This is a genomic window from Flavobacterium notoginsengisoli (assembly GCF_042686225.1).
In the GTDB taxonomy this organism is placed as follows: Bacteria; Bacteroidota; Bacteroidia; order Flavobacteriales; family Flavobacteriaceae; genus Flavobacterium; species Flavobacterium notoginsengisoli.
The window spans coordinates 525288-543602 of the sequence record NZ_JBHUOT010000002.1; the positions used below are offsets into that span (position 1 = coordinate 525288).

The 18315-nt window shown below is 32.7% G+C and carries 21 protein-coding genes and 1 riboswitch; of the genes, 6 read left to right on the forward strand and 15 right to left on the reverse strand.

Going from position 1 to position 18315, the window contains the following annotated elements:
* Positions 1-66 precede the first annotated feature (66 nt).
* From ACFS3A_RS07680 to ACFS3A_RS07705, 6 genes are all read right to left on the reverse strand, one after another.
* Positions 67-585: a hypothetical protein gene (locus ACFS3A_RS07680; RefSeq protein ID WP_379824773.1), complete on the reverse strand. Its 519-nt coding sequence runs from the start codon at positions 583-585 to the stop codon at positions 67-69.
* Between the two features lie 68 nt (positions 586-653).
* Entirely contained in the window at positions 654-1052 is a 399-nt protein-coding gene (gene yiaA, locus ACFS3A_RS07685) for an inner membrane protein YiaA (protein ID WP_379824774.1), read from the reverse strand.
* Positions 1053-1244: 192 nt separating this feature from the next.
* Complete coding sequence (locus ACFS3A_RS07690; protein WP_379824776.1) at positions 1245-1784, reverse strand: DUF4252 domain-containing protein; 540 nt, start codon at positions 1782-1784, stop codon at positions 1245-1247.
* A 3-nt stretch (positions 1785-1787) separates the two neighbouring features.
* The gene (locus ACFS3A_RS07695) at positions 1788-2315 is read right to left on the reverse strand and encodes a DUF4252 domain-containing protein (protein ID WP_379824777.1); all 528 of its coding nucleotides are present in this window, start codon (positions 2313-2315) and stop codon (positions 1788-1790) included.
* Positions 2316-2331: 16 nt separating this feature from the next.
* Positions 2332-2793 carry a hypothetical protein gene (locus tag ACFS3A_RS07700; protein ID WP_379824778.1) on the reverse strand — a complete coding sequence of 154 codons (462 nt, stop codon included), beginning with the start codon at positions 2791-2793 and terminating at the stop codon, positions 2332-2334.
* Positions 2780-3289 (reverse strand): RNA polymerase sigma factor, encoded by a 510-nt coding sequence (locus ACFS3A_RS07705; protein WP_379824779.1) that lies wholly within the window; start codon positions 3287-3289, stop codon positions 2780-2782. Before ACFS3A_RS07705 ends, ACFS3A_RS07700 begins: the two co-directional genes overlap by 14 nt.
* Positions 3290-3455: 166 nt before the next feature.
* Between ACFS3A_RS07705 and ACFS3A_RS07710 the strand changes: the two genes are divergently transcribed.
* A complete protein-coding gene (locus tag ACFS3A_RS07710) occupies positions 3456-4898 on the forward strand; it encodes a S41 family peptidase (protein ID WP_379824780.1) in 1443 nt (480 codons plus the stop codon).
* An 82-nt stretch (positions 4899-4980) separates the two neighbouring features.
* On the opposite strand, the gene ACFS3A_RS07715 is transcribed toward ACFS3A_RS07710, so the two are convergent.
* The 7 genes from ACFS3A_RS07715 to ACFS3A_RS07745 form a co-directional block, all read right to left on the reverse strand.
* Complete coding sequence (locus ACFS3A_RS07715) at positions 4981-6048, reverse strand: YncE family protein (RefSeq protein WP_379824781.1); 1068 nt, start codon at positions 6046-6048, stop codon at positions 4981-4983.
* 5 nt (positions 6049-6053) lie between these two features.
* Positions 6054-7916, reverse strand: a complete 1863-nt coding sequence (locus tag ACFS3A_RS07720) for a TonB-dependent receptor plug domain-containing protein (RefSeq protein ID WP_379824782.1) — start codon at positions 7914-7916, stop codon at positions 6054-6056.
* 29 nt (positions 7917-7945) lie between these two features.
* Positions 7946-8146, reverse strand: a riboswitch (cobalamin riboswitch).
* Between the two features lie 69 nt (positions 8147-8215).
* Positions 8216-8749: an alpha-ribazole phosphatase gene (gene cobC / locus ACFS3A_RS07725; protein WP_379824783.1), complete on the reverse strand. Its 534-nt coding sequence runs from the start codon at positions 8747-8749 to the stop codon at positions 8216-8218.
* Positions 8734-9531, reverse strand: a complete 798-nt coding sequence (locus ACFS3A_RS07730; protein WP_379824784.1) for an adenosylcobinamide-GDP ribazoletransferase — start codon at positions 9529-9531, stop codon at positions 8734-8736. Before ACFS3A_RS07730 ends, cobC begins: the two co-directional genes overlap by 16 nt.
* A 140-nt stretch (positions 9532-9671) precedes the next feature.
* A complete protein-coding gene (cobT, locus tag ACFS3A_RS07735; protein WP_379824785.1) occupies positions 9672-11351 on the reverse strand; it encodes a nicotinate-nucleotide--dimethylbenzimidazole phosphoribosyltransferase in 1680 nt (559 codons plus the stop codon).
* A gap of 145 nt (positions 11352-11496) precedes the next feature.
* Entirely contained in the window at positions 11497-12006 is a 510-nt protein-coding gene (gene cobU / locus ACFS3A_RS07740) for a bifunctional adenosylcobinamide kinase/adenosylcobinamide-phosphate guanylyltransferase (protein ID WP_379824786.1), read from the reverse strand.
* Positions 12007-12117: 111 nt separating this feature from the next.
* Entirely contained in the window at positions 12118-12480 is a 363-nt protein-coding gene (locus ACFS3A_RS07745) for a DUF5522 domain-containing protein (RefSeq protein WP_379824788.1), read from the reverse strand.
* A gap of 94 nt (positions 12481-12574) precedes the next feature.
* Here ACFS3A_RS07745 and ACFS3A_RS07750 point away from each other — a divergent pair, with 94 nt between their 5' ends.
* The 4 genes from ACFS3A_RS07750 (at position 12575) to ACFS3A_RS07765 (ending at position 16184) form a co-directional block, all read left to right on the forward strand.
* Positions 12575-13717, forward strand: a complete 1143-nt coding sequence (locus ACFS3A_RS07750; protein ID WP_379824789.1) for an ABC transporter substrate-binding protein — start codon at positions 12575-12577, stop codon at positions 13715-13717.
* 1 nt (position 13718) lies between these two features.
* A complete protein-coding gene (locus tag ACFS3A_RS07755) occupies positions 13719-14747 on the forward strand; it encodes a FecCD family ABC transporter permease (RefSeq protein ID WP_379824790.1) in 1029 nt (342 codons plus the stop codon).
* 147 nt (positions 14748-14894) lie between these two features.
* Positions 14895-15308, forward strand: a complete 414-nt coding sequence (locus ACFS3A_RS07760) for a GxxExxY protein (protein ID WP_289662728.1) — start codon at positions 14895-14897, stop codon at positions 15306-15308.
* Positions 15309-15407: 99 nt separating this feature from the next.
* Positions 15408-16184, forward strand: coding sequence for an ABC transporter ATP-binding protein (locus tag ACFS3A_RS07765; RefSeq protein ID WP_379824852.1), 777 nt, complete (start codon positions 15408-15410; stop codon positions 16182-16184).
* A gap of 109 nt (positions 16185-16293) precedes the next feature.
* Here the strand turns inward: ACFS3A_RS07765 and ACFS3A_RS07770 are convergent, their stop codons facing one another.
* Positions 16294-16749 (reverse strand): tRNA (cytidine(34)-2'-O)-methyltransferase, encoded by a 456-nt coding sequence (locus ACFS3A_RS07770; protein WP_379824791.1) that lies wholly within the window; start codon positions 16747-16749, stop codon positions 16294-16296.
* Positions 16750-16817: 68 nt separating this feature from the next.
* A complete protein-coding gene (locus ACFS3A_RS07775; protein WP_379824792.1) occupies positions 16818-17390 on the reverse strand; it encodes a pseudouridine synthase in 573 nt (190 codons plus the stop codon).
* 348 nt (positions 17391-17738) lie between these two features.
* Here ACFS3A_RS07775 and ACFS3A_RS07780 point away from each other — a divergent pair, with 348 nt between their 5' ends.
* The gene (locus tag ACFS3A_RS07780) at positions 17739-18182 is read left to right on the forward strand and encodes a hypothetical protein (protein WP_379824793.1); all 444 of its coding nucleotides are present in this window, start codon (positions 17739-17741) and stop codon (positions 18180-18182) included.
* Positions 18183-18315: the final 133 nt, after the last annotated feature.

The following is an 18315-nucleotide window of genomic DNA, read 5'->3' on the forward strand; positions in this document are numbered from 1 at the left end:
TCAGATTCTAGTATAAAAGAAAAGCTCCAATGAAAATTGGAGCTTTTTTATTTGGAAAAATTTAAATTAGATGTTTTTATGATAAGCTTCTTTCGCATTTTCATAATCAAAATATCTTTCTTCATTTGCTACCCACGAAAAATTTAAACCTATAATTTCATTGTATTTTTTCTTATTGTTGTAATTACCGAAAAATTTTTCTTCTTCAAGTACAATAGAATCTTTTTTTATTTTTCCATTGATTATTGCAATATAAAAATTATCATCTGGGATATCTGCCCATTCTGTGTAATATTCAATTGAAAAATTTTCCAAACTATATGTTTTAATAATTTCAATTATTGAATTGATATTTTGCTCGCTCTCTGATGAAGCTCCTAATATATCATAAAATGGAAGTGATTTTAGGTGTTTTATATAGTCGATAATGTTATCAAAATTATCGGCTTCGCTGATAAAATATTGAATTGTATTACCATCAATTTTAAGAGGTATAATTACCACATCATTTTCTAAGAAATGAATTAAGTTTTTATCGTATTGACATTTTTTATCTGTTACAATTGCACAAATTATTTGTCCCATAAAACGGTTATTTAGAAATTAAATAGAGCTTCAATAATTTGAAGCTCTTTATCTATCTATTTCTGAATTTATTCTCCTTGACCAAAATTCATATTGTCTCTAGTATTTTTTTGTACTGAAATAGCACCAAACAATGCTAATAAAAACGCAAAGGCATAGAAACCTTTTTCACTTGGAAGGATAGTTGCGTTCCAAAGCCCCACCACTAAAAGTACGATTGAAAGCAAAGTTCCGAACCAGCAGATTCCGTAATAGATATCAGTTACAGGAAGTTTTTCAAGACGGTCCCTGACACTTTTTTGCAATGAAACTACAGCAAAAAGTCCGAACATTAGAACAGTAAAATAATATCCTTTTTCATTCAAAAGCATTTCAGCTCTGGCAAGTCCAACAATAAATCCGATGGTTCCTGCTCCAAGAGCAACCCAAGATGCCGCGATAAAGGCATTTGATGTTTTTTGTATCATATTAATTCTGGTTTAATTAGGTTTTGAGATTTGATTTTTTGGCTTATAAAGAATCTCATTTCGTAAATGTAATTAATTTTGATTAACGGCAAAATAAAAACCAGACTAAATTAGTAAGTATTATCTTTCTTGTTATTAAAAAAGAAAAGCACCAAATAAAGGTGCTTTCTTGAATTTAGGTAGTAAGATGTATTATTTTTTGAGTAATTGCTCTAATGGCTTTAATTGTTCCATATCTATTTTAGATTTTTGCAAAACAGACATTAAAGTCATAATATTATTCGGGTTCATATTTTCTCCTAGCACGCGAACTACTGCAAACCCATTTTCTTTTCGATTGGCAAAAATGACAAACTCTTTAATGTTATCGTCACTTCCGACATAGCTTACAGAGGCACCGTCTTTACCGGAACCAAATTTCATTAATTCCTGATATTTTGGATCTTTTAATATGGCTTTTACCTTGTTTCTTTCTGTCTCAAACTGAGTCTGATTGTTTTGGTCAGCTTTAAAAGCCAGAATATTCATTTTATCAAAAGAATTTAAAGCCTCATTTTGTTCAGTTGATAATTTCGTTTTGTCTACATTTAAAATGTTTGGCGAAACATCTAAGGCGATAAAATCTTTCTTTTCCGAATTCTCAACAAAATATTTTTGAAGTGAAGGTTCAGAATTACAACTTACCAAGGTTAGTAAAGCTGTTAGTGCTAAGGTGAAAATAGTAGCTTTCATTTTTTATTTTTTGCCTTTAGAAGCTTTCTTTAAGTCAGAACCTCCGGGAAGTTGCATTTTATCCGTTAATACTGAGATTTCGTTTAAGTCAAAATTACCTGTAAGAGATAATAATACAGTCTCGTCGTTTTTGGCACCGTCAACAAACATCAGTAATTCTTTAATTTGAGTATCAGTTGCGCCAGATTTTACCATTATTTTGACGTTTTTGCCACTATCATTTACTCGCATTAATTCTTCTAAACCGGATGTCTTTACGTATTTGTCGGCTGTTGCTTTCATATCGGCCTCGATTTTTGGATTTTTAGTAGTAAATACTTTTAGGTAATCCAGTTTTTTAATAAGGGCAATATATTGTTGTGTTTCTTTATCTGAAGCATCAACTTTTACTTTGCTCATTAAATCGAACATTTTCTTGTTTACAATTACAGAGGTCACATCGTCCTGACCATCAAATTTGTCAAAAGCACCTTGGGCATAGAAAGTACTTGTTACGAATGCGAATACTAATGTTATAATGAAATTTTTCATGTCTGTTTTTGTTTAATTACTGTTTAAAAATTTTGTTTTTTGATTGTTCATATTCTTTAATGTACTGTACACTTTCAATACCTACATTAACATTGTTGGATAGTAATGCCAAAGCTTTTTGAGTTGCTTTTAGCGCTTCTTCGGGATCATCGTAAGTTCCTAATTCTGTTTGTGAAGCTACTGCAGTAGTATCATTTTTTTCGCTAACAAAAAAGTAAGACCCGATACCCAGCAAAACAACAGCAGAAGCTGCAATCGATAACCACGCCACATTTCGTTTTTTAGTTTGTAGTGGAATCTCATATGTCGACTTCTGTTCTTTTGCTTGAGAGAAATAGCCAAACATAGGTTTGTATTGCTCCAAATGCTGCGCAACATTGGATGAAGAAAAATATTCTTTTAATTGATTTTCTTCGGCAATAGAAGTTTCTCCCTGAAAGTATTTTTCTAATATCTCTTCTATTTTATTTAGTTCCATAAAGGTGTGTATTAATCATTGATTCTCTAATTTTTTTTCTTGCTCTCGACAGTGCAACCCGTATCGCCGTTTCATTCATATTGACAATTTTTGCTATTTCTTCAAATTCATATTGTTCAACGTCCCGAAGCTGAATTAATAGCTGCATTTGTTCCGGCATTTCGTTTATAATTTTTTCAACCCATTCCAAGCTGTCTTGGTCTTCAATTTTTTTATCTAATCTTGGTTCACGGTCTGTAAAATTATTGTGTACAATTTGCAGGTTACTGGCTCTTTTTGATTTTAACTGATCCAGACAATAATTTTTGGTCATAGTCATGGCAAGGGCTTCTACGCTATTATAATTTTCCAGATTTTCCTTTTTATTCCATAATTTCACGATAACTTCCTGAGTAGCATCTTCTGCTTCTTCAGTACTGGTAAGCAATCTTTTTGCCAGACGAAAAACTTTGTCTTTAAAAGGATTTATTAATTCTATAAATACTGTCTGGTTCATTAATTTGATGGTTAATCGTTAGCTTATATAGTCAAGACGAGGTACAATTCTATTTGTTACAACAAAAAGTAAATATTTTTTCACGTAAAAAAAATACTGCTTTTTAACGAAGCTAAAACTAAAGATACTACTTTTACGTTTATTCTATTATAGAAACCTTTACGATATGAAAACACCTTTAAAAAGTATTCTTTTTCTTTTTTTACTTGCTTTTTCTTTGCATTCCTGCGAAGATAATGACGATGTTGCAGCTCCGGCTGATGTACAGATTAATAGTTTTGTCTGGAGAGGTTTAAATGAAGTTTATTTGTGGCAGTCCGATGTTCCTAATTTAGCTGATGGACGTAATCTTCAATCTGATTTCAATTCTTTTTTAAGAGGTTATTCTAAACCGGAAGATTTGTTTGAAGATTTATTATACAAACCGGAGAGTAAATACCCAAATGGAGGCGCTGTTGACCGTTTCAGCTGGATTGTTGATGATTATACAGTGCTTGAGCAGGAGCTAAGCGGTATTACAAAAAATAATGGAGTTGATTTTAGACTAAGTCTTATTGCTTCGGGATCCAATGATGTTTTTGGTTATGTTCGTTATATTATTCCAAATTCAGATGCTTCTACAAAAGCCATTAAGCGTGGTGATATATTTACCAGTGTAAATGGAACAAAATTGACTGTCTCTAATTATCAGGCATTACTATTAAATCAGGATAGCTATACTTTGAATTTGGCAGATTATAATGGAACTACTTTTGTTTCGAATGGAAAATCAGTGGCTTTAACGAAAACGGTTTTAGAAGAAAATCCAATTTTTATCAATAAAGTAATTACTTCCGGAAGTCATAAAATAGGTTATTTAATGTATAATGGTTTTTATGATGAGTATGATGATAAACTTAATCAGGCTTTTGGTGAATTAAAAGCGCAGGGAACCACAGATTTAGTTCTGGATCTTCGTTATAATGGCGGCGGAGCTATAACTTCTGCAGCTAAGCTTGCCAGTATGATTACCGGACAGTTTGATACGCAGATTTTTTCAAAAATGACTTTTAATGCCAAACAAATGCAAGGACTTTCTGCTGCCGATTTAGAAGATTTAAATGTAAGATTTGTTAAGAATTTAAACAGTTTAAACATGACTACTGTTTATATATTAACAACTTCAAGTACGGCATCTGCCAGTGAGTTAATCATTAACGGATTAAAACCTTATATTAATGTGGTTCAAATTGGTGAAACGACAACGGGTAAAAACGTAGGATCATTTACGGTTTATGATTCTGAAACTTTGACGAAAAAGAATGTGAATCCGAACCATAAATATGCGATGCAACCCTTGGTTTTAAAAATTACCAATTCTGCTAATTTTGGAGATTATACACAAGGTTTACAACCAACATATGAGCAATTTGAAAGAATATCAACTTATGGAGTTCTGGGAGACGCGTCTGAGCCTTTATTGAGTCTTGCGATTTCAAAAATTACAGGAGCAACATCCAAAAGAGTTCCTGATAATTCAGAACCAAATCATCCGTATCTTACAGATTCTAAAATCATAAATGGATTGAAACACGGTATGTATCTTAAAACGGTACCAAAAGGGTTTTAAATAAATTCTAAATAATAAAAAGGGCTTTCAGAAATGAAAGCCCTTTTTTTATAAAAAAACAAAAACAATTCTAAAAAGAATATTAATCGTTGAAATAGAATCCGTTAGGTAATATTCCCACTCCAAATGTTTTAGTAAATACTCCGGCAGTTGAATAAATGTAAATATCACCCGGATCCTGGTAGTTTACTGCATCAGCAAGATAGATTTTATCGTCTTCTACTGCAAAACCGTATAAAGTACTGATTTCTTTTACCTGAAATAATGCAGTTGCAGGCAATGTTGTAGCACTTGTAGCTGCGGTATAAACACTGTTACCAATAGTGTAATATAGTTTGCCGTCTTCAATATCTAAAAATCCAGGGTGTGTAATACCGGAGAAATTGATTGTTGAAGTTATAGCATTAGTGTTTAAATTGATTTTAACTATTTTTCCAGGAGTTTCAGTCGGAGCATAATAAGGCATACCGTCACATAAAACATACAAAGTACCATTATCTTCTACTAATGAACTAGGAATGTCTCCAACAACAAAGTTAGTAACAACAGTATTAGTTGCAGAATTGATTATTGTAAGTGAATTTCCAAAATTCCAGCCTCCTTTGTGAGTAACATACAGTTTACCGTTATTTTCCAGGATCTTTTCAGGACCTTCTTTTACAGAAATAGTAGAAGTAATAGTGTTAGATGAAAGATTTAGTACCGCTACATAATCATCGTCAGGATTTCCCGGAGCTCCCCAGTTCGTAATATATCCTTTTCCATTGGCAAAAGTGATATATCTCGGATTTTCTAATTTTGCAGTAATGGTTGCAACGCTTTTAAAAGTATAACGATTAACAACTTCAATTTTATTAGATCCGTTTAATACAAGGTAAGCATTGTCTCCGTTAAAGCCAATGTTCTGAGCTGTGTCACCAGTAACTTTATCCGGATTAATGGTAGAAAATACATTGTTCTCAATTTGTAAATCAGTAGATAAATAGGAAACGGTTGCATTTGGAGTTCCATTGTTACCTTCATTCAAAATAATTACACCACCATCATAATTTCCGCGTGGTTCATTATTATCATCATCATTATCACTACAGGACACGAAAAATGCCGAGCTTATAATGACCGTTAAAAATATTCGTTTAAAGTTTTTCATGTTGTTTAAAAATTAAGGTTTATGTATATAGTGTAATTTCTTCCGGGCATTTGTCTGCTAATGACCGGCTGATAATTTTCGTTCCAGATATTTAAGATTTGAAAACCAAGTTTGTAAATACTCTTTTTTCCAAAATCATAATCAATACCAATATTTCCAACATTGTAATCTTTTACTTTTGTGGCAGGATTATTAAAAGGAGTACTGTAAACTTCTCCAGTATATAAATATTGAAAGTAGGAGGATAGTTTTTTGTAATTGTATGAAAGCGATCCTGTCAGTTTATGATAAGGAACATATATTAACTGTTTGTACAGTAATTGGTTTTTAATTAATTGTTGACTTTCAGAAACAGTGTAAGCGTAAGTGCTATTAACAGTGAAATTATGATTGTTGATTTTTGGTTTCCATTCCAAAAGAACTTCAGCTCCATACGCTCTTACTTTTGAAGTATTTTCCGGTGACCAATTATCTGTGCCGTCTTGCGAAGGAATCCAGCGAAGTAAATCCTTGATAGAATTATAATAAGCTGTTACTGACAACGTAAAGTTTTTTCTGAAAAATTCATTCCCTACTTCTGCCTGATAAGAGGTTTCAGGTCTTAAATTAGGATTACCGCTTCCTTCCCAAAATAAATCGTTGTAGGTTGGCATTCTGAAATTTTTGGAAGCATTTAATTTCAAACGATAAAAATCGGTTAGTTCATATCTTGATCCAAATGAAAACAAAAACGGATTGCCATAATTATCGGTTATTTCCTGACGGATACTGATGTTGTAATCCCATTTTTTATTTAAAATATGACTCAGTAATAAACTCCCAGAGCCAATTTCCCGATTGACATTGTTGATACTGGAACCATATCCTTTATTTCGATTATAATCTACAATTGAATTTAATTTGATTTTGTCATTAATATCAAAAGCCAAATCGTATTTTATTATGGAAGTTTCCACCTTTCCGTACGTAAAAAAATCAGAGGTTATGTTTGGAAAATATTTATAAGATTCACCAATATGCGCGACTTTTAGTTTAGAAGTAAAACGATCAAAAATACTTTCCCATTCTACTAAATTTCGAGTATTAAAATCATTATACTTGGTTTTGGAAGCATTTGGAGAGGTCAAAGAAAAATGACGTTCGGAATCATAGAACTGACTATAAATTTTTAAAGTATTATTAGAATTAAGTTTGTAACCAAAAGTAGTATTCATACTTGTGTTATAGTACTGTCCATTTAGATTTCTCTCGTTTTTGTTTCCGGGATATTTAAAATCGTTATCAGAACTATTTCTTGAAATACTTAACTGAAGGCTATATTTATCAGATGAAACTATAGTTTTATAATTGGCACTGTACGTATTGTAGCTTCCTCCGCTAAAAAAGACATGGTTGGAAAACTCTTTTTTAAATTTTAAATCATTATTTAAGTGGATACTTCCGCCAATGGCACTGCTTCCATACAAAACACTTCCTCCTCCTGCTTTTACGGTGATTGAATTAAAATCTCGGGTTCCGATAGTATTAAAATCTGCCTGTCCTAAGAATTGAGAATTAATATTTAAACCATTCCAGATTACAGCGGTCTGAGCACCTGTAGTTCCTCTAAAAGATGGAGCAGAAGTCATTCCTAATCCATTTTCTTTAAAATAAATTACCGCATTATAATTAAGTAAAGAAGTTAAAGAAGGCTGGTTTTTTTCTAGTATAGAGTCATTTAGTACCTGAACAGATTGTGAATTGGAATATTTTTTAAGATTGGTATCAGAAACAACAACTTCTTTAAGCTTATTAATAGAATCGTTCTGCGCTACAGTAATCTGGCACAACAACAGTAAACAAAAAGCAAACCTTAGTTTTTTAGTCATAATTTCTACACTCTTTTTCCCGAGAGCTCGATAATTTTGTTATAAAGGCAGGTCTCCTGGCTTGCGTCTTGTTGTTTTCCTTCCCATTCGTTGTAGCGATCAGTGGCTTTGTAGTTTACAACAAGCATTCGTTTAAGAACTTAGCTTACAGTTGCGGGTACAGCTCAAGAAATTACTTGATTCCCTTTTAATGTGTTAATCAAAACACAACCTTAATTTTCTGCAAAGATAAAGTTAAAAATATGGATTAATCAAATTTGTTTCATTTTTAAGGCATAATAGTCAAACAAACAAAATATTTATAATTGAATTCTGATAACTTCTCCGAAATCAACTTTATTGTTAAATGCATCTTTTAAAGGAAGTGAAGTTTGATGACACAAAATACTTCTAATAATCCCGGCATGAGTTACAATAATAACAGGCTCTTTTATTTTTGAAAATTCATTTGATAAGAAATCACCAACTCTTTCATGTAATTCTGTAAATGCTTCACCATTTGTAACTTTGATATTAACAAAATCTTCCATCCAGGGATTGAGTTCTTCGGGGGCAATTTCGTTCCAGTTTTTCAATTCCCAGTCACCAAAATTCATTTCTTTTAGTCGCTCGTCTTCCTGATAAGAAATAGTGTTTATGTTTTTTTGAATGTGCTTGGCAAGAATTACACAACGTTTTAAAGGACTGGAGAAAATTACAGCTTTGGATGGAAGTTCAGAAATAATTCTGTGGAATATTTCGTCAAAAGGTTCTGCAATGTTTACATCAGATTGTCCGTAACAAATTCCTTTTTCACAAATGGTTTCAGTATGGCGAACTAGATACATTTCCATAAAAATAAAATACTTAAGTAAAAAATAACTTCACAAACTTGCTGCGTGGCTCCAAGACAATCCCCTGTGTATCCGTCAATCCATTTTTTGAAATAACGTGCTAAAAAATATCTGGTTATGAAAACAGGAATGATAGCCAATAGTATTTTAAGATCAAAATAAGAGGATACAATTAAGGGAGTCAATCCAAAAAAGAATGAACCCACAACTTCTTTCCATGTAAATTGTTTAGCAATGGGTTTACTTTTGCTTGAAGCATCTTCACGAGAATATTCATGTGTAAAAATGATACTGATTGCACCTAAACGACTTAAAGAGTGCGCAGAAATAAACAAGAGCCAAATTTTGAATATTTCCATCGAATCATAAACTTGAAACAACAAGATGGATTCTGAAAGCAGTTTGAATTTTAGTAGAAAAAGTAAAACTAATCCAATTGCTCCATACGCGCCGATTGCACTGTCTTTCATAATGATTAGGATTTTTTCTTTAGTCCAGCCTCCGCCAAAACCATCGCACACATCTGCAAAACCGTCTTCATGAAAAGCCCCTGTTGTTAAAACAGAAATAATTAGGGCAAAAATAACAGCAGTTTCAATAGAAAGAAAAAATGAAAAAAGATAAAAAGCGAGAAAGGAAATACTCCCCACAATCCATCCGATAAAAGGAAAATATCTTGTGGCTTTGTTTAAATAATCCGGATGATGTTTAATGTTTTTTGGACATGGAATTCGGGTGTAAAACATTAAACAGGTAAAGAAGATGCGGAGTTCTTTTTTCATTAATAAATTAAATTTTAGTTTGTTTTTGTCGTTTCGACTGAAAGGAGAAATCACACACGGGATTCGACAAAGATTGGAGATAAACTTTGTGGAGTTTCTAGTGCGATTTCTCCTTTCAGTCGAAATGACAAACATGGAGTTTATTTCCTACTTATTCCAGCGCTCTCAAAACTAGCCATTTCATTCAAAAAAGCCTCAGCCGATTTTAAAATAGGAAAAGCTACAGCACAGCCAGTTCCTTCTCCCAAACGTAAATCAAGATTTAAAATAGGTTTTGCTTCAAGATATTCTAGCAACTTTATATGTGCTTTTTCAGCAGAACAATGACAGAAAACAGCATTGTCTTTAATGTCAGGATTGATTTTTGAAGCAATTAAAAATGCAACCGTACAAATGAAACCATCGACCAAAATCAGCATTTTATTTTCGTAAGCAGAAAGCATTCCGCCGACCATTTGAAGAATTTCAAAACCGCCGAAATAAGAAAGCTGTAATAGTAATTCGGTCTGACCGGAATAACTATCAATAGCTTTTTTAAGAATATTTTGTTTCTGAATTAATTTTTCGTCTGAAACTCCTGTTCCTTTTCCAACACATTCTTCGATGGGAAAACCTGTTAAAAGACTCATTAAAACAGAAGCTGTAGAAGTATTGCCAATTCCCATTTCACCAAAACCAATGCAATTCGAACCAGATTTAGCAATAGTTTTAACTATCGATTTTCCTTTTTCAAAACACAATTGTACTTCGGTTTCACTCATTGCAGGAACGTGAAGAAAAGACTGAGTTCCTTTAGCAATTTTACAATCTATTAATTTTGTATTTGTTGGGAAATCGTAATTAATGCCAGCATCTACAATAGACAATTCAATATTATTTTGTTTACAAAAAACATTTATTGCTGCTCCTCCATTCAGAAAATTAGTAACCATTTGACGGGTTACATCTTGCGGATAATCACTCACACCATGATTGGCAATTCCGTGATCTGCAGCGAAAACAACAATGTTAGGATTTGTAATTTTAGGATTTAAAGTTTCAAAAACAGTCGCAATCTGAAAAGCTAAAGATTCTAAAGTCCCTAAAGCTCCAAGAGGTTTTGTTTTGGAATCTATTTTTTCCTGTAAAAGTTTATGGAAGTTAGTTTTGTTTTCTGTTTCAATTTTAGAATTTACCTTAGAATCAGCAATGTTTATTTTATGAATTTCTAAAATCTCTTTGCAAATAGGAGCTTCCGATTTTTGTTTCCAATGCAATTGCTGTAACATTGGCTGATTATTATAATTCGTCGCTGGTTTTCCGATACAGAAATAACCAAGAGGTTCTATATTATCAGGTAAATCGAGAATCTTTTTAAATTGATAATAATTTAAAATCGAAACCCAGCCCATTCCATAACCTTGTTCTGTCAGCGAAAGCCAAATATTCTGCGCTGCACAAACCGAACTAAATTTAACCGCTTCATTACTGCCAATAGTCCCAATAGTAAATTGATTCAAAACTGAGCGGTCATAAGCAATAATAAGTCCGATTGGCGCTTCTTCAATCGCTTCCAACTTCAGCGAATTATAAAGCTCTTTTTGTTCTTGGTTATCGGTCAATTCAGCTGCTTTTTTGTTGTAATCTAAAAACAGCTTTTTGATTGAAGTTTTTACTTCCTCAGATTTAATGAGATAATATCTAGTCGCATCAGTCAGTCCAACAGAAGGCGCCCAATGACCAGCCTGCAAAGCTTTCTGAATTACTTGATCAGGAACTTTATCAGTTGTAAAATGTCGGGTGTCACGGCGTGATTTTAGTATGTCGTCCAGATTGCTCATAAATTTCAAATTTCAAATTTCAAATTTCAAAAATCAATATCAATTTTCACTTTATGTAAAGATACTCCACGATATTGGAATTTGAAATTTAAAAGTTTAGAATTTGTTTTTTGATATTGCCATTGCTTTTTGCCATTGAATTTTATCAACCCTTTATTTTGACCGGAATTCCGGAAACCATTAAAACCACTTCGTCAGCATATGAAGCCAAAAACTGATTCATCCAGCCTTGCAGTTCTACAAATTTTCTTCCGATATGAGTTTCTGCGTGAACACCCATTCCGATTTCATTGGTTACAATAATGATATTGGTGTTTTTTTGATTGGTAATAGATAAGAATTCGTTTTTCGCTTCTTCAAGACTTAATTGAACATCATTTTTAGTATCCACAAAAAAGTTGGTAAGCCAAAGTGTAACACAATCAATTAAAGCTGTTTTTCCGGAGAAATCAATTTTACTTAAATATTTTTCCTCTTCGATATTCGTCCAGCGTTCGTCTCTTTCGTGCTGGTGTCTGTCAATTCGGTTTTGAAAATCAGAATCCCATTTTCTAGCCGTGGCAACATATATTGGATTATCAGAAAGTGTTAAGGCTAAGTTTTGTGCATAACTGCTTTTTCCAGAGCGTTCGCCACCAGTAATTAGATAAATCATTTTTTTAGGGAAGTTATAAGTTAAAAGTTATGGGTTAAGTGTTGCACTGTGAGACAAAGATAACGAAGAGTTTTTCAACTCATAACATATAACTCTTAACCTAAATTACTTTTAATAAGGGCAATGTCGGCAGTTATTACCACAGCAGGTTCCTCTTTTTAAATGGTACCAGGTTTTAAAAACCATATTACCATTTTCAAGATAATAATCAATGCCTTCAACTATTATTTCTGTTTTGGGTAAAGCAATTGCTTTATTTTTTGGAGCGTTCAAAGGTGTAATTGTTTCTACATAAGCATCTATCTTATCTTCACAAGCTTCTTTAAAACAAACAGGACAAAGACAGTCTCCTCCTTCAGATAAATTAAAAATGGGCGGGTAATCGTTGCACCAGCATTTTTTTTCTACAGATATATCTCCACAGCTGAATTCAGATTCACAGCTTGAGCAAATTTTCATTTTTGTGGTATTCATGTTGTAAAGATACAATTGTTTAAATTTGTAAGAATAAAGGTAAACAAAAAAAATAGAAAATACTTTACCTTTGTCACCATCCAAAACATGAAATATGAGACATTTATTACCAAAAATGATTTTTATAGCTTCTTTTTTTATCCTGACAGGTTGTAAGAAGAATGAAAAAACGGAAACTGTAAAAACTGAAGATGCAAAAAACAGTATTGAATATGCGAGCGGACTTTCAATCGTAAAATATGATGACTATTCCCTTGTAACTGTCTCAAATCCATGGCCAAATGCCAATAAAGATTTCAAATATATTTTAAAAGAAAAAGGAGCAAAAGTTCCGGACAGCCTTCAAAGTTATACTACAATTCAGGTTCCGTTAACTTCTGTTGTGGTAACTTCAACTACTAATATTCCTTTTTTAGAAATGTTGGAAGTAGAAAATAATTTAGTTGGTTTTCCACACACTGATTATATTTCTTCAGAAAAAACCAGAGCTTTAATTGACAAAGGTTCTGTGAAAAACGTTGGACAAAATGAAAAACTAAATATGGAGCAATTAATCGAGTTGTCTCCAGATTTGATTGTCACTTTTGGAGTGGATAATAATAATCCGATGCTGGATAATTTGAAAAAAAGTGGATTAAATGTTTTAATTCAAGGCGACTGGATGGAACAATCTCCGCTAGGAAAAGCAGAGTGGATTAAACTTTACGGCGCTTTATTTGGTAAGGAAGAGCAGGCAAAAGAACTTTTTGATAAAATTGTTCAAAGTTATAACCAGGCAAAAAAACTGGTGGCTGATAAACCGGCAACGTCAAAAGTTTTATATGGTTCGATGTACGAAGATGTTTGGTATGTGGCCAAAGGAAACAGCTGGGTGGCCGAGTTTATGAAAGATGCAAAAGCCAATTATTTATGGTCAGATTTAAAAGGAAGCGGAAGTGAAGGTTTGTCTTTTGAAAAGGTTTTAGACAAAGCCAAAGATGCAAATGTCTGGATTGCTTCAGGATCCTTCAAAAGTTTAGAAGAATTACAGAAGGCAAATCCGCATTACGGAGAGTTTGATGCTTTTAAAAACAAAAGTGTTTACAATTTTGAAGGTAAATTGGGAGCGACCGGAGGTACTGTTTATTACGAATTGGCACCAAGCCGTCCAGACTTAGTTTTAAAAGATTATATCAAAATTTTTCATCCTGATTTATTATCAGGTTACGAATTTACTTTCGCATCAAAACTGAATTAAATTGGCAAATAAAAAACGAAATACCATTTTATTTGTCATTTTGGCGTTAGGACTTTTTCTGATGTTTTTTGCAAGCATTAGTTTAGGTTCTGTCCTGATTCCTGTAAAAGATGTCTTTAGTAGTTTAACGGGTGGACATGCAACAAAATCAACGTGGGAATATATTATTATAAATTATCGTCTGCCCAAAGCGATTACTGCGGTTTTGGTTGGAAGCGGTCTTTCAATCAGCGGACTTTTGATGCAGACTTTATTTAGAAACCCGCTTGCTGGTCCTTATGTTTTGGGATTAAGTTCTGGTGCAAGTTTAGGAGTTGCTTTTGTGATTTTAGGAGCAGGATTTCTGCCTTCTTTTTTAAGTGTGATTGCCTTGTCTTCGTACGGAATTGTTTTAGCTTCTACTGCCGGAAGTACATTGGTTTTGCTTTTGGTTTTAGTAGTTTCTCAAAGATTGCGCGACACTATGGCCATTCTGATTGTGGGGTTAATGTTTGGAAGTTTTACCACAGCTATTGTAAGCGTTCTGACTTATTTCAGCACAGCCGAACAGCTTCAGAAATTCACTTTTTGGTCAATGGGAAGTTTAGGAAATCTTTCATGGCCAACGATTGGCATTTTGACAATTTGCGTTGGAATCGGGTTGCTTTTAAGTGCCAAAAGTATAAAACCTTTAAATGCATTGCTTCTTGGAGAAAACTACGCTAAAAGCATGGGACTGAATTTTAAACAAGCAAGATTAATAATCATATTTGCCACGAGTATATTATCTGGAGCAATTACAGCATTTGCAGGCCCAATTGCTTTTATAGGCTTGGCAGTTCCTCATATTGCAAAACTGACGTTTCAAACCAGTAATCACACCGTATTATTTTGGAGTACTTTATTTTTTGGTTCGATTATAATGTTGTTTTGCGATATTGTTTCACAAATGCCAGGATTTGAGGTTACGCTTCCAATAAATGCTATTACGTCTATTATTGGAGCTCCGGTTGTAATCTGGCTTTTAGTAAGGAAAAGAAATTTTAAGTAAAAGATTACAAAATTTTAATATCTTAGTTTTTTAAAACACATAGAAACATAGATTTCTATTTTTTCTGAAAGTTGATTTGAAAATTTACTAGTAAATTAAAACATAGACTTTGCGAAAACGAAACATGTTCTTTTAAAAATTAAGATAATGATTACTCAGAAATATTTAGATGAATTGACTTTCAGTGTTATAGGGGCTTGTATTCAAGTGCATAAAACGATTGGAAGAGGATTATTGGAAAGTGTTTACCATGAATGTTTAAAAGAGGAATTGAGTTATCGTAAAATTAATTTTTTCACAGAAATGAATGTGCCTTTGATTTACAGAGATAAAGAATTAAATGCTAATTTAAAATGCGATTTATTTATTGAAAATTGTTTAGTTGTAGAATTAAAAGCAACATTAGAATTAAATCCTATTTGTGAAGCACAGTTAATGACTTATATGAAACTCTTAAAAGCGCCAAAAGGCATTTTGATTAACTTTAATTGCTTTAATATTTTTAAAGAAGGTCAAAAAACATTCGTAAACGAATATTACAAATTACTCCCAAAGATTTAAACTCAAAGCTATGTGTTAATTTACTAGTAAATTTTCAAATCAACTCTCAGAAAAAGGAAAAAACCTATGTTTCTATGTGTTTAAAAAATAACCACAATGATTAGAAGTATCTTAAATACATCAAACTTAAATATTGGATATAAATCCAAGAAAGGTGTTACGACCATTGCTAAAGATCTGAATTTAAATCTGGACTTAGGAAAGCTGATTACTTTAATAGGAGCAAACGGAATTGGAAAATCGACTTTACTTCGGACTATAACTGGAATTCAAAAACCTTTATCAGGAAATGTTTATTTGAATGAAAAAGAAATTTCACATTATAAACCTTTAGAACTGGCGCAAAATCTAAGTTTAGTTTTAACAGAAAAACTGCCTCCGAGTAATCTTTCGGTTTTTGAATTAGTTGCACTTGGTCGTCAGCCTTACACTAATTGGGTGGATAGTTTGTCGAAAGAGGATATTGAGAAAGTTCAGGAAGCATTGCGTTTAACTCAGATTGAACACTTAGCTTCAAAAAAACATTTCGAAATCAGTGACGGACAATTGCAGAAAGTTTTAATTGCAAGAGCTTTGGCACAAGATACACCGCTGATTATTTTAGATGAACCCACAACACATTTGGATTTATTGCATAAAGTTTCATTATTCAAATTGCTGAAAAACCTAACGCACGAAACCCAGAAATGTATTTTGTTTTCTACTCACGATATTGATTTGGCTATTCAACTGAGTGACGAAATGATTATTATGACACCGGAAAACATTGTACAGGACCAGCCGTGTAATTTAATTTCGAATGGTAGTTTTAATAATTTGTTCAAAGACGAACATATTATTTTTGATGCTGAAAAAGGGAAGTTTATTGTGAATTGATTTTCAACTCTTCCTGCAAGGTTTTCCAAACCTTGTAGGTTTAAATTTTAGATTTTGATGGAAATAACCAATACCTACAAGGTTTGAAAAACCTTGCAGGAACATAGAACTAGATTTTCAATCCAATTTGCCTCTTCGCCTCACCAACGACAAAAGCCACAGAATTTGCAATATTAAAAGAACGAATAAGCGGTGACATCGGAATTGTCAAATGATTTTCGAATCTCGCCATAAATTCCTTGCTCAAACCAACGCTCTCTTTTCCAAAAACGAGCCAGTCGCCATCCTGAAATTCATTTTCCAAATACGATTTATCAGAATGAGAACTCATTAAAAACACACGGGAATGATCGGGAATCTGAGCAATCCATTCTTCGGCATTTTGGTATTCCGTAACATCAAGATGTACCCAATAATCCAATCCCGAACGTTTTAGGTTTTTATCATTAATGACAAATCCAAAGGGATGAATTAGATGAAGTCGGCTTTCTGTACCAACACACAATCTTCCAATGTTTCCGGTATTATTAGGTATTTCTGGTTCTACGAGAACTACGTTTAGCATTTTTTTTGAGTTATAAGTTAAGGGTTATGAGTTATGAGTTTTCAAAAATTATCTAATTGTCCTATTTCCTAATTATCTAATTCAAAATCGGAAACCTCAAGAACTTCTCCCGCTTTTAAGTTTTGCAAATATACATTTCCTATTCGAACACGAACCAAACGCAAGGTCGGAAAACCAACAGCAGCAGTCATTTTTCTAACCTGACGAAATTTTCCTTCTCTAACCGTGATGGAAGCCCACGAAGTCGGTCCATGACGTTCGTCTCGGATTTTTTTAGCTCTAATTCCAAAATCAGGAATTTCATTTACTATGAAAGCTTTGCAGGGTTTGGTTTTGTATTTGCCTCCGTCGAGTCCAATTTCTACACCTTTTTGGAGTTGTTCAATGGCTTCAGGAGTAATTAATCCATCAACCTGAACGTAATATTCTTTGTCGACTTTTTTACTTCGCACGAGTTCACTCATATTTCCGTCGGTGGTTAGGAGGAGCAAACCTTCAGAATCTTCGTCTAATCTTCCAATTGCCATTGTTCCTTCCGGGAAATCATGCAATTCGCCCAAAAGCTTTTTCTTTCTTTTTAATTCATAGATAAATTGGCTTAAATAGCCGTAAGGTTTAAAAAGAATGAAGTGTCTGTGCATTTTTAATTTTTTGCAAAGATAGTTCTTTCATAAAACTAAAAACGAATCTTTAGCTTTATAAGTTTCTTTCAGATTTTATCTTTTTTAACCATTGGAAAACAAACCAAATTGCAGTGATAATAAATACGCCAATTAAAATTGAGTAATAATTAGCAAAAAAATCATGGAAATAACTTCCGACCAGAATATAAATAGAAGCCATACAAAGTTTGATAAGAATGAATTCGACATTTGACCAACTGGTTTTGATTTTGAAGAAATTCATAGTAGCTAAAATTAGTTAAACCTTAAAATGTTGTAAACTAAGATACTAAATTATGAAAGATAGTGCCTTATAAGCCTAAAGCAATGTTAAACTACTTAGTTTTAAGAGCTGAAATTCGTAATATTAATATAGAAACTAAAAAGAATAAAGCCATGGAAACGAATAATTTAGGAACAAAAAAGATAAACGGTACTCAAAAAAATACAGATGAATCCAAAGGGAAAAATATTTCACACGACGATGATTTGAAAGATGCCAAATTGAACAGAGAACTTGTTACAGACGAAGATGGAAATAAAAAGATTGTTGAAAGAGCGAGAAATGAAAACGAAGAAATTAAAACCAAGCTTTCGAATATAACACCAGATAATCCAAATGCAAATCGGGGAGTAACTTCTGATGAAGAAGCAAAAAAAACGGTAGAAAATAAAGACCGTAATTCTGATATCACACCAAATCGATACCCTAATTCAAATCCGGAAAGTCATAAAGACAGAGGGAATATGAAACTGGATGAAGACGAGTAATAAGTAATACGAAATTTTGAGGAAATAAAAGTCATTTTAATATCAAATAACATAAGATTAGCGCTTAGCGTTAATCTTATTGTAAACTGCTTTAAAACCTTCAATATGAAGGGATATCTTCGTAAATTGGAGG